This is a genomic window from Deltaproteobacteria bacterium (genome assembly GCA_020848905.1).
GTDB lineage: Bacteria > Myxococcota_A > Polyangia.
This window is the reverse complement of record JADLHG010000009.1, coordinates 172,173-186,259: the sequence shown is the minus strand read 5'-3', so window position 1 is coordinate 186,259 and position 14,087 is coordinate 172,173. Positions and strand designations below refer to the sequence as shown.

Annotated in this window: 8 protein-coding genes; 3 read left to right on the top strand and 5 right to left on the bottom strand. The window is 72.7% G+C overall.

Annotated elements, in window-relative coordinates:
* Positions 1-49: 49 nt before the first annotated feature.
* Positions 50-1,207 carry a hypothetical protein gene (locus IT371_05940; GenBank protein ID MCC6747181.1) on the top strand — a complete coding sequence of 386 codons (1,158 nt, stop codon included), beginning with the start codon at positions 50-52 and terminating at the stop codon, positions 1,205-1,207.
* 216 nt (positions 1,208-1,423) lie between these two features.
* Here the strand turns inward: IT371_05940 and IT371_05935 are convergent, their stop codons facing one another.
* Genes IT371_05935 through IT371_05925 form a run of 3 tightly spaced genes read right to left on the bottom strand, consistent with a single transcriptional unit; the run spans position 1,424 to position 7,532 of the window.
* Positions 1,424-3,592 (bottom strand): ATP-binding cassette domain-containing protein, encoded by a 2,169-nt coding sequence (locus IT371_05935; GenBank protein MCC6747180.1) that lies wholly within the window; start codon positions 3,590-3,592, stop codon positions 1,424-1,426.
* Positions 3,589-6,372: an ATP-binding cassette domain-containing protein gene (locus tag IT371_05930; GenBank protein MCC6747179.1), complete on the bottom strand. Its 2,784-nt coding sequence runs from the start codon at positions 6,370-6,372 to the stop codon at positions 3,589-3,591. Before IT371_05930 ends, IT371_05935 begins: the two co-directional genes overlap by 4 nt.
* Positions 6,369-7,532 (bottom strand): HlyD family efflux transporter periplasmic adaptor subunit, encoded by a 1,164-nt coding sequence (locus IT371_05925; protein MCC6747178.1) that lies wholly within the window; start codon positions 7,530-7,532, stop codon positions 6,369-6,371. The genes IT371_05930 and IT371_05925 overlap by 4 nt, the downstream gene beginning before the upstream one ends.
* A gap of 494 nt (positions 7,533-8,026) precedes the next feature.
* Here IT371_05925 and IT371_05920 point away from each other — a divergent pair, with 494 nt between their 5' ends.
* Entirely contained in the window at positions 8,027-8,962 is a 936-nt protein-coding gene (locus IT371_05920) for a GGDEF domain-containing protein (GenBank protein MCC6747177.1), read from the top strand.
* A gap of 32 nt (positions 8,963-8,994) precedes the next feature.
* On the opposite strand, the gene IT371_05915 is transcribed toward IT371_05920, so the two are convergent.
* Together IT371_05915 and uvrB are read right to left on the bottom strand one after the other, a co-directional pair.
* On the bottom strand, positions 8,995-9,642 hold the full coding sequence (locus IT371_05915) for a hypothetical protein (GenBank protein MCC6747176.1): 648 nt from the start codon (positions 9,640-9,642) through the stop codon (positions 8,995-8,997).
* A gap of 38 nt (positions 9,643-9,680) precedes the next feature.
* The gene (gene uvrB / locus IT371_05910; GenBank protein MCC6747175.1) at positions 9,681-11,780 is read right to left on the bottom strand and encodes an excinuclease ABC subunit UvrB; all 2,100 of its coding nucleotides are present in this window, start codon (positions 11,778-11,780) and stop codon (positions 9,681-9,683) included.
* A gap of 73 nt (positions 11,781-11,853) precedes the next feature.
* Between uvrB and IT371_05905 the strand changes: the two genes are divergently transcribed.
* Positions 11,854-14,076, top strand: a complete 2,223-nt coding sequence (locus IT371_05905) for a zinc-ribbon domain-containing protein (GenBank protein MCC6747174.1) — start codon at positions 11,854-11,856, stop codon at positions 14,074-14,076.
* Positions 14,077-14,087 lie beyond the last annotated feature (11 nt).

The following is a 14,087-nucleotide window of genomic DNA, read 5'->3' as shown; positions in this document are numbered from 1 at the left end:
CGGCCTTTCGCAGTCGCCCTTCACCCCGCGCGCGGCAAGGAGAGAGACCATGGGACGCACCTACACCTTGACCCTCGTGACGCTGCTCGGCGTCCTGTCGAATGGCTGCGGCAGAGTGAGCCTGGAGCCCGACCCCGCGGCGCGCGGAAGCATCACGCGCGGGGAGCTCAAGTCCGACGGTACGAACTCGTGCAAAGGCGTCTGCGGCGGGCAGGCCGCGTCCGGCTGCTGGTGCGACGCGGAGTGCGTGAAGTTCGGTGACTGCTGCCAGGACAAGGGACCCGTCTGCGACCGCAAGCCCCTCACCTGCGAGGGCTCCTGCGGCAAGCAGGCGCCGACGGGCTGCTGGTGCGACGCGGAGTGCGCGAGGTACGGCGACTGCTGTCCCGACAAGGCGGCCAAGTGCGACGCGAAGCCCAAGGCCTGCAACACGCTCCTCGAGCCCGCATGCGTGAAGCGCAGCGACTGCGAATGGCTCTCCGATGCGGGCACCCCCGGGACGCCCAGCCCGTCTGGCGGCGGCGTCTGCCGCGACAAGGGCTTCACCTGCGGGCAGGCGATGTGCGAGATGTACTGCCCGAACGGCTTCGTCAAGGACAAGAACGGCTGCGAGATCTGTCAGTGCAAGCCGAGCGCGTGTACGCCGCAGGACGCGGTGGGAGAGGGCCTGTGCGAGATGTTCATCGGCTACTTCTGGAACGGCAAGGCCTGCGTCGGGCAGGGCGGCTGCTCCTGCAAGGGTAAGGACTGCGGCAAGGCCTTCCAGGATCAGGCCGACTGCGAGAAGGCCTACGCGAGCTGCGGGTCGTGCGTGGGGGCGCACCTCGACGCGAACGGCGTCTGCAAGACCCTCACCGGGGCGGCGGCCGCCGAGAGCTGCTGCGACGTCGAGCGGCAGCAGAAGTGCTCGCAGATCGATCAGGACTACGGACAGGCGCTCCAGGCCGCGCGCAACTGCAGCCCGTTCGTGACCATGGTCCAGTGCACGACCAAGGTGAACAGCGACCTCATCTGCCCCTGCCCGACCTTCGTGCAGGACGCGAGCAAGCTGAAGCCGGCGCAGGACGCCTGGAAGAAGTTCGGCTGCGCGCAGGGGATGCAGAAGGGCTGGTGGGGCTGCCCGGCGGTGATGTGCCCCGAGCCGACCAAGGGCGCGTGCGAGCAGGACCCCAAGGGGACCTCGGGCGGTCGCTGCAAGGACGTGTAGTAGCCCCTCCGCGGGTCGTGGCGCGCGTCGAGGCGCGTGGCCGCGACCCGGTCTTGACCTGGCTCTCCGAGCCGCCACGCTGCTCCCTTCCCGCCATCCGTCACGCGTCACGCCTACGAGAGTCGCGCGCTCGTAGCCCGCGCCGCGCTTCTCGGCGTAAGGGCGGCCAAGGCCCGCGCCGCCTTCACCCGACCACGAATAGACGGGTTTCCGTCGTCAGGGGTGCGCGATGACGAGCAACGTCTCCGCGCGTGCCATGGTCGCGCGCAGCGCACGCTCCAGGTTCTCGGGGTCGAGCGCGGCGAGGCTCTCGTCGAGCAGCACGAGCTCTGCGCCCTGCAGCAGGGCCCGCGCGAGGTAGACCCGGCTCTTCTCCCCGTGCGAGAGCTGCCAGCCGGTGTCCCCGACGAGCTGGAGCATCCCTCCCGGCATGCGCCGGAGCAGCTCGCCCAGGCCGAGCGCGTGGCAAAGCTCCTCGGCCTCGGCCAGGTCCTCGGCCCGCGGCGGCCACCTCCGTCCCATGAGCAGGTTGAAGGCGAAGGTCTCGCTGAAGATGTGGTTCTCGTGGAACTGCGGCGCGGCGGCCACGCGGCGACGCCAGCCCGAGAGGCCGAGCGAATGGCGATCGAGGCCCCGGGCGAGCAGGAGCCCGGTCTCCGCGCGACGCACGCCCGACAGCAGCGCTGCGAGCGTGGACTTCCCGCTCCCCGAGGGACCCGCGAGCAGCAGGCGGTCCCCGCGCGAGATCGTGAGGTCCACCCCGGAGAGGACCGGCGGCGCGCCCTCGCGGTAGCGATAGACGAGGTCGGAGGCCTGCACGACCGGCACAGCCAAGTCGGGCTCGGCGGGGCGAACGCCGTCGGAGCTGCCGCTTGGCCGCGAGGAAGCTTCGATGGCGGTGGCGAGCAGCGCTCCCGGCGCCTCGCGCCGATTCGCCGCCTCGTCGAGGGGCGCGAGCTGCCGCCAGGCCACTGCAGCGCCGGCGAGCTGCAGGGCGCCGAAGCCCGCACGGGCAAGGCCGCTGCTCGCGAGGAGCAACCCGCCGAGGCTCACCGCGAGCGCCGTGGCCGTCGTGTCGCCGGCGAAGAAGCGCGGGAAGAGCGCGACGAGGCCGGCCACGAGAAAGAGGCGCGGCAGGCCGGGCTGGAGCAGCACGGCGGCGCGATCCAGGCGCTGCGAAAGGTGGAGGTAGCGGGCCACCGCCTCGTCCTCGCCGCGGTGCCAGCGCTCGGGGACCTCCTGGGCCAGGCGCGTCTGGTGACCCACCATCTGCTCGATGAGCTCGTGGGTCATGCCCAGGCGAGCGCGCGTCCAGGCGGTGCGGCGGCGGAGATAGAAGCGGCCGGCGCTCCAGACGAGCACGATGGCGAGGCCCAGCAGCAGCAGGTGGGGCAGCCCTGCGGCGCCGAGCAGCAGTACGGGGGCTGCGAAGAGCAGCTCGATGCCTCCGGTCGCCACGGCTCCGAGGCCGCCCTGGAGTGCGAGCTGCTCGACCTCCTGCGCCTCGGCCACGCGGCCGAAGAGCTGCCCGATCCCCTCGCGCCGGAGCAGATCGGGGTCCGACTGCAGCGCGCCGAGGAGGAGCCGGCGCTTGAGGAGCGCCCCGAGTGCGATCCCGAGTCCGCCCTGGAGCCAGCTCGCGACGGCTTGCAGCGGGATCTGGCTGAGCACGACCAGGACCCACGCGGTCATCCAGCCGGCGTCGAAGCGACCGGAGAAGGCCCAGCGCCCGACGAGCCAGAAGGAGAGGACCCGGAGCGCGGCGAGCCCGAACTGCGCCCCGAGCCAGCCTGCCACGCCGAAGCCGAGGCCCTCGCGCGCGGCCTGACGGGAGAGCGGGGCGCTCGCGGACAGCCGGAGCGACGCGGCGAGGGCGACGGGTTTGCCCGCGAGGCGGCGGGCCACGAGGAGTCGCAGCGCGCGCTCGCGGCGCGCCTCGGGGACGTGCGCCGCAGAGAGGACGGCCTGGCTCTCGCGGCGCGCGGGCTCCTCGATCGGCGCGGCGACGGCCGAGCCCAGCGCGGACCAGGCGACGCGGTGGAGCTCCTGGTCGGGGCCGAGCAGCACCGCGTGGCGGCGCGAGCCGCTCGCCACGGCGAAGAGGCCGTGCCCCTCCCCGGCGAACGGACCGAGGAGGAGCGGCGCACGCCGCCCGAGCTCGGGCCCGAGCGCATCGTGGGTGAGCCGCTCCAGGCGGGCTTCGAGGTTCAGGCCCTCGCCCGCCGCCGCGACCCACCGGGCAAGCGTCTCCTCGTGCTCGTCGGAGGGGCCCTCGGGCGCTTCGCTCCGGCTTCCCGGGGAGCGCAGGCCCGAGACGTGCGACAGCGCCTCGAGCGCCTCGCCGAGGCGGGCGCGCGGCCAGCGGAGCGCGTCGAGCTCGCTCATCCCCGCTCCTCCGCGGCGCGCTCTCCTTCGAGCGGAGGTGCTCCCGCGACGGGTCGCTCGACGAGCCGGCCCCCGACGAGCTCGAGCCGCCGCCAGTCGGAGCTCCCCCAGAGCTCGGTGCGCAGCCGCTCCTCCCGCGCGAGGAGCTGCGCGTACCGCGATTCCGGCTCGCTCCGGAGGACGCCCGGCGCGCCGTCCTCCACCAGGCGGCCCCTGTCGATCAGCAGCACGCGCGGAAAGCTCGCCGTCTCGACCACGTCGTGGGTCACGCAGACGAGCGTCGCGCCGGCCCACACCCGCCGGGCGCGTTCGAGGAGCCGGCGGCGCTGCTCCCGGTCGAGCCCGCGAAAGGCCTCGTCGAGGAGCACCAGCCGCGGAGCGGGGCGCAGCAGGCCACGCCCGAGGCGCACCCGCTGTCCCTGTCCCCCCGAGACGCGCGCGCCCCCTTCGCCGAGCGAGGTGCCGAGACCATCCTCGAGCGTCTGCAGCACGCTGCCGAGCTCGGCCTGTTCCACCACGTCCCCGAGCGGACGGCCGGCGGTCTCCCCGAGGCCGTAGCGCAGATTATCGAGGAGCGAGCGGTTCCAGAGCTGGACCGCGGGGTCGACCCAGGCCGTCTCGCGGCGCAACCTCCGAAGTCGCGCTCCGTCGAGCGGCGCGCCGTCGACCAGGACCTGCCCGGCCGCGGCCCGGTGCCAGCCGAGGAGCAGCCCGAGGAGGCTCGACTTCCCCGCCCCCGACGGGCCGAGGACGGCCACGTGCTCTCCGGGGACCAGCGCGAGCGAGACCTCTTCGAGGAGGACGTGACCTCCGGCGTGCACCGTGACCCGGTCGAGCTGCAGCGCGACGCCCGTGGCCCGCTGGCTCTCGTGCGCTGGGTTCGGCGCCGGGCTCTGCTCCGGCGTGGGCGCGATGGCCGCGCCGGGGGCGTCGTCGTCCTCCGGCGCTCCGAGCGGTTCGAGCAGCCGCAGGGTCAGCGTGCGCTGGTGGGCGTACTGCCGGAGGTAGAGCGCCAGCGCCTGTCCGAGCAGCGGGAGCTCGAGCGCCCAGTAAACGAGGAGGAGCGCGGCGGCCGGCTGTGCCGCCTGCGAGAGGTGCCGGTGGAGCAGCCAGCCCGCGAGACCGAAGCCGGCGAGGAGCTGCAGCGTCTCGACGGAGACGAGCAGGCGCAGGAGCGAGAAGGCGGCGCGCCGCCACTCGGCGAGGAGGCGGTCGTGTTCGCTCCGCATCGCGGACTCGGCCGCGTGCACCCGCACGGGCGTGAGGCCGAGCATGGCGTCCAGGTAGAAGCGGCCGAGCGCGCCCGTGTGCGTGCGCAGGCGCAGGTCGCGTTCGAAGATGGCGGGCCGGAAGAGGAGCGGCAGACCCACGGCGGCGGCCGCGGCGAGGAGCGCCAGCGTGGCGCTCGCCGGATCGAGCCAGGAGATCCCGGCGGTCGTGGCGAGAAGCTGCGCCAGGACGAGGAGCGCCTGCCCTCCCTGCTCCGGCACGCGGCGCAGGGACCAGGCCGAATGGCTGCGCTCGGCCATGTCCGAGGTGAGGCGGCTCTGGAAGTAGCGGTGCGGCAGGCGGGCGAGCTTGTCGAGGAAGGCCAGCCGCAGGCGGTTCTCGAGGCGGCGTCCCCCGCCGAGGAGTCCCGCGACCAGGGCGACCTCGAGGCCGCTCACGAGGAGCACGAAGACCCCGAGCGCGGAGAGCGCCACCAGCCGCTCGCCCGAAAGACCGAGCTGCCAGCCGAGGTCCACCAGCGCGCGGTAGAGCAGCGCCTCCAGCACCACCGCGCTCGCGGCCACGACGAGCGCGCCCGCGAGGACCGCGGGGCGCAGCAGACCGTCCTTTCGGACGAGCGCGAGGAGCGTGCGCAGCGGATGCGGCGGTTTCTCCTCGAGCGCCGCGACGAGCTCGGGGGAGAGCGGTCGCGGTCCCTCACCCTCCTCGACGCTCGCGGCGGATGGCGCCCCCACGCCGCGGACGCGCACGAGCACGGCCCCCTGGATGGAGACGCGGGGGGTGCCGTCGTCGTCCGGCGCGGCGGGCCGCACGCTCCAGCAGGCGTCCGGCACCGTGCCTCGCTCGCCGAGAGCTTCGGCGCGGGCCTGGGCCGCGAGCTCCTCGACGAGCGCGGCGAGCGTGGCGTCGCGCGACAGACCGCCGGTCTCGACGAGGTCTGCCGCCAGCCGCGTCGCAGCGTCGAGGGCGCCGAGGCCCACCCAGCCGCTGTCGGCGCGGGCCTCCGCGAGCAGGCGCTGGCAGACGGCGTCGTCCAGCCCGAGCGCGCGCAACCGCACCCCGAGGGGCGCCAGGAAATCGTCGCTGTCGGCCCAGCTCCGCCACTCGTGCTCGGGGACCGGCATGCGGTGCTGGTAGAGCTCGTCGAGAAAGGCGCGCTCGGAGGTCCACCGCCGCCCTACGGCGGGGTCCATGACCTGCACGAGCCCCGCGGTCCGGCGCCACGCGACGGCGAAGTGCGTGGCCCCCGTCGGCAAGCGCGTGACGACGAGCGCCGGCAGGTTGGAGAGGGCCGGCGAAAGAACGTGGTCCTTGGGCTGCACGACCTGTTCGGCCTCGAGCCCGAGCTGCTGCGCGACCTCCTCGAGCGTGTCGATGGAGGTGCCATCTACGTCGGTCTGACAGGCCTCGCGCAGGCGCCCGTAGCTCACCGGCCGGCCGAGGCCGTCGAGCAGGCACTTCAACGCCGCGGGGCCGCAGTCCATGGCGGAGGTCTGCACCACCTCGGGCGCGAGAAACCGCCGTCGCGGACCGGCGTCGGCGCGACTCATCGGGGGACGCCGCGCCCGAGGAGCCGGCCCGCCGCGCGGGCGACGAGGCTCGCGGGGCTGAGCTCCTCGATCTCCACCTGCACCAGCCCCGGCAGGCCGTGTTGCAGCGGGATGCGCGAGCTCGGATCGGGCTGCACGCCGAGCTCCACGCGCACGCGTCCCGCGCGCACCTCGCCGGCCACGGCGCTGACCTTCGCGTGGACCACGCCGAACTGGGTCCAGGGAAAGCCGTCCAGGCGCAGGTGCGCGAGCTGTCCCGGGCGCACCCGTCCGAGCGCCGCGTGCGGCAGGAAGTCGGCCACGATCTTCAACCCCCCGTCGGGGAGCACCACCCCGACGCGCTCTCCCTCGCGGAGCACCGCTCCCACGCGGAGCGTCGCCACCTCCCCGAGGCGTCCGTCGACGGGGGCACGCACCCGCCGCCGCTCGATCTCGTGGCTCAGGCGATCCATCGAGGCCCGCGCCGAGGCTGCCGCGCCCTCGAGCGCCGCCGCGTGCCGCCGGAGCCGCTGCAGCGCCATGAGGCGATCCTGCGTGCTGGTCTTGCGCGACCAGGACAGCCGGTCGATGGCCAGCCGGAGCTTCTCCGCCTCGGCCAGCCGCCGCTCCGACTCGGCGCGCGCGGCGAGCCCCTCCAGGCGCGAGACGAGCCCCTCGGAGGTGAGCCCCGTCAGCTCCTTCGACTTCTGCTGGGCGAAGCGCGAGATCGCCTCGGCCTCGCGCTGCTGGGCGCGCGATTCTCCCATGGCCTGGGTCGTGCCCTTCGCGTATTGCCCGAGGGCGGCCTCCCCGGTGCGGAGCTCCTGACGGAGCAGCGCGAGCTGCGCCTCCACGCTCTGCACGCGGAGCCTCTCCTCGCGCAGAAGAATGCGCTCCCGCTCGGCGTCCAGCTCGACCAGCACCTCACCGGCTCGCACGCGGGCCCCGAGGACGAGGCGGCTCCGGAGCAGGCGCCCCCCCGCCGCCAGCTCGAGCGGATGCGGGGCGCGCTCCACCTCCAGGCGAGCCGCGGCGCTCACCTCCGTCACGGTCACCCGCGCGAAGAGAAACCAGGCGGCCCAGCCCATACCGAGGGCGAGGAGCAACAGCACCGCTCCGAGCCACACGGCGCGGCCGTCGGCGCCGAGAGCCCGCAACGCGCGATGAAAGGGGTGGGGCACCTGATCCGAGACGAACGAAGGTTTGGACGATCGTGCCAGAGGCGGCCAGGAGGGTAAAGAAAGGCCGCGAAAGGACGGGACGGGCGGTGCGGACCGGGGAGGCGGAGGCGGAGGCGGAGGCGAATTTCAGTGACCTTAGAAAACGTATTGTGGAATTCAAAAAAAATTGTGCACAGTAATTCTTGAACTCAACCCCACAAGGAGAAGAACCCATGAAGAAGAAGACCAAGCTGAAGGCAGGACCGGCCGTTTTTTCCTGATTCGCACCTGGCCGCGAGGCGAGCAGCGACATGAAGCGCAAGACGAGCGTCAGGGCCGGCCCCAGAGTCCAGAACTGACGGCCTGCTTCCGCGACCGAAGGCCGCATGGGCTCACCTGCACGTTGCCGCGCGGGTCCGTCGGCGCGCCCTCAATTCCTGGTCCACGCCGACGATCCCTTTAGTGGCACGAGAAGGCCTCGCGCCCTATCATCGCCGCGTACCGAGGGGCGGAACATGGATCGCAAAGGGCTGAGCCGCTTGACCACCCTGCCGGGCGAAGGCCCGCAGGCCCGACCTCCCGTCGAGGATGCGGTGCAGCTGGTGGTGCTCGTGGGCACCAACGTGGGGCAGGTCTACAAGCTGAAGCGGGGCGACACGCTGATCGGACGCGACGAGGCGGCCGAGATCCAGATCCTCGACCCGGGCATCTCGCGCCGCCACGCGCAGATCGTCTTCGACGCGGTCCACGCCGTGTACCTGCTGCGGGACCTCGGCAGCCGCAACGGCGTGCGGATCAACGATGTCCCCGTGGGTGAGCCGCAGCCGCTCCTGCGCGGCGACAAGATCCAGATCGGCCTGCAGACGGTCCTTCGCGTGAGCTATCCCGACGAGCTCGAGACGGCCTACGCGAGCCGCATGTACGAGGCGGTGCTGCGCGACGGCCTCACGGGGGCCTACAACCGGCGCTACCTCGACGAACGCCTCCCCTCGGAGGTGGCCTTCTCCGTGCGCCACCGTGTGGAGCTGGCCCTGCTGCTCCTGGACATCGACCACTTCAAGGCGGTCAACGACACCTACGGGCATCCCGCCGGCGACGTGGTGCTGAAGCAGGTGGCGGCGCTCGTCCAGCGCGCCATCCGTACCGAGGACGTCCTCGCCCGCTTCGGCGGCGAGGAGTTCGCCATCATCTGCCGCCAGACGGGTGAGGAGCCGGCGGGGGTGCTGGCCGAGCGCATTCGCCGCGGGGTGGCCGAGACGGTCTTCGTGGCCGACGAGCACCAGCTACGCGTCACGGTGAGCGTGGGGATCTCCGAGCTCCTGCGCGGGGGCCTCGGCGACCCGGGGGCCTTCGTGGAGGCCGCCGACCGCGCGCTCTATCAGGCCAAGCGCACCGGTCGTGACAAGGTGGTGCGCTTCTCGCAGACCATTCCCCCGCAGCCCGGGCGTTAGGGCCTTCGGCCGCGGCGCACGGACCTCCAAGCTCAGTCGTAGTCGTCGTCGGGTAGCGCGGCGTCCGCGCTGCGCCGGAAGAGCAGCCGCCAGTAGGGGCGCCCGAGCGCGTCGCAGTCCAGCTCGCGTTGCGAGCGCGCTGGCTCGAATGGGTTCGTCTTGCAGAAGGTCCACTCGCCGCAGACGTTGGCCAGCTCGGGCTGTCCCTCGAGCAGCGCGAAGGCCTCGAGGAGCAGCGGCCACACGTCGCTCTGGTAGTGGAGCTCGCCCCCCGGGCGGAGCGCCCGCACGAGCGCCGCGAGCGTCTCGGCCGTCAGCCAGCGACGGTTCTGTTGCCGCCGCTTGAACCAGGGGTCGGGGAAGTTGATGTGGAAGCGGCTCACGCGCCCCGCGGGGAAGAGCGTGTCGGCATCCACGATCAGGTTCGCCACCTCGAGCTGCACGTTGTCGAGCCGGAGCTCGGCCACGCTGCGGCGCGCGTCGGCCAGGAAGAGCTCGCGGATGTCGATGCCGACAAAGAGGCGGTCGGGCTCGCTGCGTGCGCGCTCGATGAGGAAGCGGGCGTCCCCGCAACCGAGCTCGGCCTCCACGGCCGGCCCCGCGGGGAGCGCGAGGGGAGGGCGACGGGTCAGGCTCGTCGCCTTCAAGGGGTTGACGTGTTGGCGAACGCGTTTGGCCATCTCGACGGATCTTCCGGAAGCGAAGGGTGGGGCTCAGGTCAGTGATTGCGCGCCTCGGTGCGCCGGCCGCGCCCCGGGCCCCGCTTGCCGCGGCCCTTCGAGGCCGCTCCGCCGGCGGGAGGCGGCCGCAGCTCCGGGTCGCGCAGCGCGAGCTCGCGCCCGGAGAGCTCGCGGATGCGGTCGCGGAGCTGCGCGGCCTTCTCGAACTCGAGGCGCTCGGCCGCTTCGAGCATCTCCTGGTGCAGGGCGGCCAGCACGGCGGGGATCTCGTAGAGCGGAATCTCCTCGGCGGCGCGAGACGCGGCCGGTCGCGCGGTGCCCTCGGCCAGGACCTCCTCCCCGTCGCGCAGGTCCAGGATCGCGCGCTGCACCGTCTCGGGGACGATGCCGTGCGCCGCGTTGTGCTCGCGCTGGACGCTCCGTCGCCGCTCGGTCTCGTCGATGGCCCGCCGCATCGAATCGGTGATGCGATCGCCGTACATCAGGACCTTGCCGTGCACGTTGCGTGCGGCGCGCCCGATGGTCTGGATCAGCGAGCGCGTGGCGCGCAGGAAGCCCTCCTTGTCCGCGTCGAGGATCGCGACGAGCGACACCTCGGGCAGGTCGAGCCCCTCGCGCAGGAGGTTGATCCCGACCAGCACGTCGAACACGCCGCGCCGGAGGTCGCGCAGGATCTCCACGCGCTCGAGCGTGTCGATGTCCGAGTGCAGGTAGCGCACCTTGAGCCCCACCTCCTGGTAGTGCTCGGTCAGGTCCTCGGCCATGCGCTTGGTCAGCGTGGTGACGAGCACGCGCTCCTTGCGCGCCACGCGCTCGCGAATCTCGCCGAGGAGGTCGTCGACCTGGGAGGCGATGGGGCGCACCTCCACCTCGGGGTCGAGCAGGCCCGTGGGGCGGATGATCTGCTCCACCACCACGCCGCCGCTGCGCTGGAGCTCCAGGTCGCCCGGGGTGGCGGAGACGTAGATCGCCTGGTGGATGCGCTGCTCGAACTCCTCGAACTTGAGCGGCCGGTTGTCCAGCGCCGACGGGAGCCGGAAGCCGTACTCGACGAGCGTCTCCTTGCGGCTGCGGTCCCCGCGGTACATGGCCTGCACCTGCGGCAGCGTCTGGTGGCTCTCGTCCACGATCAGCAGGTAGTCCGACGGGAAGTAGTCGATGAGCGTGGGCGGCGGCTCGCCCGGCTTGCGCCCCGAGAGGTGCCGCGAGTAGTTCTCGATCCCGGTACAGAAGCCCATCTGCTCGAGCATCTCGAGGTCGAACATGGTGCGCTGTTCGAGGCGCTGCGCCTCGACGAGCCGCTGCGTCTCGCGCAGCTCGGTGAGCCGCGGGCCGAGCTCCGCGCGGATGCTCTCTATCGCCCGGCGCCGCTGGTCCGACGGCGTGACGTAGTGGCTCGAGGGCATCACCGCCGCGTGGTCGCGCGACTCGAGCACCTTGCCGCGCAGCGGGTCGATGGTCCACAGGCCGTCGATCTCGTCGCCGAAGAACTCCACGCGAATCGCGCGGTCCTCCTCGTGGGCGGGGAAGATTTCGACCACGTCGCCGCGCACGCGAAAGGTGCCGCGGTGGAAGTCGTAGTCGTTGCGGTCGTACTGGATCTCCACCAGCCGGCGCAGGAGCTCGTCCCGATCGAGCGCCTGACCGCGCTCGAGGCTCACCATCATGCCGTGGTAGGCCTCTGCGCTGCCGATGCCGTAGATGCACGAGACGGAGGCCACGATGATCACGTCGCGTCGGCCGAGTAGCGCGTAGGTCGCCGCGTGCCGCATCCGGTCGATGTCGTCGTTGATGATCGCGTCCTTCTCGATGTACGTGTCCGAGGTCGGGACGTAGGCCTCCGGCTGGTAGTAGTCGTAGTAGCTGACGAAGTAGTGGACGGCGTTCTCGGGGAAGAGCTCGCGGAACTCGCCGTAGAGCTGCGCGGCCAGCGTCTTGTTGTGCGCGATGACCAGAGTGGGCCGCTGCACCTCGGCGATCGTGCAGGCCGCCGTGAAGGTCTTGCCGCTGCCGGTGATGCCCAGCAGCACCTGGTGCCGGTCCCCCCGGCGCAGCCCGCCCACCAGCTCGCGGATGGCGCGCGGCTGGTCGCCCCGGGGTTCGAGGTGCGTCTTCAGGCGGAAGCCGACGTCGGCCATGATCGCGCAAGCATGCCACGATTCCGGATTCCGGGGGCGCCCCGGGGCGGCGCCAGCGGCCGATGGAGAGATCGTGCCTTTGCAAATCCCCCACATCTATTATGATATGGGAGAGGAGCACCCATCCCGGGACGTACAGGCGGTGGCGCAAAGGCACCTGACAGATCCAGGCGGCGCGCCCGACGAAGCGGGCAAGATCAAGGTTGTCTGCCACGCCTGCGGCGCGCGCTACCGCGTGCGCGACCAGAAGATCCGCGGAAAGAGGTTTCGCGCGACCTGCAAACGGTGCGGCGGGATCATCGTCGCGCGCTGCGAGAACGCGGCCTTCACCGTCATGTCGGTCCCGGAAGCCGAGCGGCAGACGCGTGGTCGGGCCATGGGCGCTGCCCAGACGGGCGCGGTCCAGATCGAAAGCCGCGAGCTGCACCAGGACGACGAGCAGGTCTGGTACGTCGCCGTCGACGGCAAGCCGACGGGACCCTTCTCGGCGCAGGACCTCGGGGACCAGGTGGCGACCGGCCGGGCCTCGGCGCGGAGCTACGGCTGGCGCGCGGGGCAAGCCGAGTGGCGACGCCTCGAGGAGATCCCCGAGCTGGTCGAGGTGGTCGGCGAGCGCAAACCCACGCAACACGTCGCGCTGCACGAGGCGATGAAGGGCGGGGGGCGCTGGCCCGAGGGGGAAGACCCGGACGCGCCCACGGCCTATCACCAACGGGACGAGCCCGAGGACGAGCCGACCCGACTGCGACCGTTCCCGTCGAACGCCACCGAGGCGGCTCCGACGCTGGACCCGCGCGGTGGAGGCCAGTGGCCCGACGGAGGCCCCGCGAGCACGGTGCCCGGAGGACGCGTCGGGGGGGCCGGCGGCTATTCCGTGCCCGTCGGTGAGCTACCGGCCCACGCGGCCATGTCGGCCGACCACGGCGGCTGGTCCATGCCCCCGCGTCGACGGGCGATCCTGCCCTCGCCGTCGCGCCCGTGGCAGGCCGGCGAGCTGCAACCCGGGGCGCTCGAGCCGCAGCCGAACGCAACGCACGCCGGGCCCGCGAACCTGAATCGCACGCTCGACGGACCGCCCCCCGCGGCGCTCTATCCGCAGCAGGCGGCCTATGGGGCCGTGACGATGGACCCGGGGCCCGTGCAACCCGTCCCGTCGGTGCCGCACCTCAGCCAGATCGGGATCATTCCCCCGCTCGATCAGCTGCCGCCGCCGCCCGCGCTGGGCGCGCTCGCCCCCGTCGGGACCGAGGCGCCGCCGCCGCCGGTGAACCTGCTCACGCCCGTCGAGAGCTTCTGGACCACGGACAAGGTCATCGCCGCGGCAGCCATCGGCGGAGGTCTCGCGGTCGCGACGGTGGTGGCGGTGGTGGCGATCTTCGTGGCCCCGAAGAAGCGCGCCCAGCCCGCGCGGACGGTCACGGTGGTCGCCGCGGCGCAGCCGAACCAGGCCACGGCGACGGCGGGTGGCGAGGCGCCCGCTCCGGCGGTGCCGGCCGCGACCGTTCCGCCTGCCGCCCCGGCTCCCGCGGCCGAGGCTGCACCCGGAGCTCCCGCGGCGGCGGAGGCGCGCGCGGCCGCGCCACAGCCCGCGCCGGCGGTGCCGATCATCGTGAAGACCGAGGCGCCCGCGTCGGCTCCGGCCAAGGAGAGCGCCGAGGGGGACGCCGAGGAGGATGGCGAGACCGAGGGGGCCAAGGGCCAGAAGAGCTCCCGTGGTCCGCCGTCGAAGGGGTCCGCTGGCACGAGCAGCGACGGAGAGGGCGACCGCGAGGGGGGTGGCGACGGGCAGGGCACGCGGGTGAAGGCCAAGCTGAAGCCGGCCTCGAGCAAGCGGTCCGCCTCCTCTGACGGGAACAGCCGTCCGAAGGCGAAGAAGCGTACCGACGACGGCGCGGGCGACGCGTTGGCCTCCGGTGGCGGCGAACCGAGTCGACCGAAGGCCAAGCGTGCGTCCGCCGCGGCGCTCTCGGCCGACCCGGATGCGATTCTCGCGGCAGGCTCGGCCGGCGCGCGTTCCGCCGAGGGGAAACCCTCGCGTCCGTCGAAGGGGCAGGTGAAGTCCGCGATGGCGGGGCTTCGCCCGCAGGTGGCGAACTGCTTCCGTCAGTTCAAGACGCCGGGGAACCTGCAGGTCAAGGTCACCGTGCGTCCCGACGGCAGCGCGACGGGGACGGTGGTCGGCTCCTTCGCCGGGACGCCGCTCGGCAGCTGCGTGAGCTCTGGCGTGCCGAAGCTGACCTTCCCCTCCTTCACGGGAAACCCCTTCAGCTTCGTCTATCCGTTCACGTTGCAGTAAGCGTCCGCCGA

Bases quoted from the DNA above. Each gene is read 5' to 3' on its own strand.
- IT371_05940 (MCC6747181.1), top strand. From the start codon at position 50: ATGGGACGCACCTACACCTTGACCCTCGTGACGCTGCTCGGCGTCCTG.
- IT371_05935 (MCC6747180.1), bottom strand. From the start codon at position 3,592: ATGAGCGAGCTCGACGCGCTCCGCTGGCCGCGCGCCCGCCTCGGCGAG.
- IT371_05930 (MCC6747179.1), bottom strand. From the start codon at position 6,372: ATGAGTCGCGCCGACGCCGGTCCGCGACGGCGGTTTCTCGCGCCCGAG.
- IT371_05920 (MCC6747177.1), top strand. From the start codon at position 8,027: ATGGATCGCAAAGGGCTGAGCCGCTTGACCACCCTGCCGGGCGAAGGC.
- IT371_05915 (MCC6747176.1), bottom strand. From the start codon at position 9,642: ATGGCCAAACGCGTTCGCCAACACGTCAACCCCTTGAAGGCGACGAGC.
- uvrB (MCC6747175.1), bottom strand. From the start codon at position 11,780: ATGGCCGACGTCGGCTTCCGCCTGAAGACGCACCTCGAACCCCGGGGC.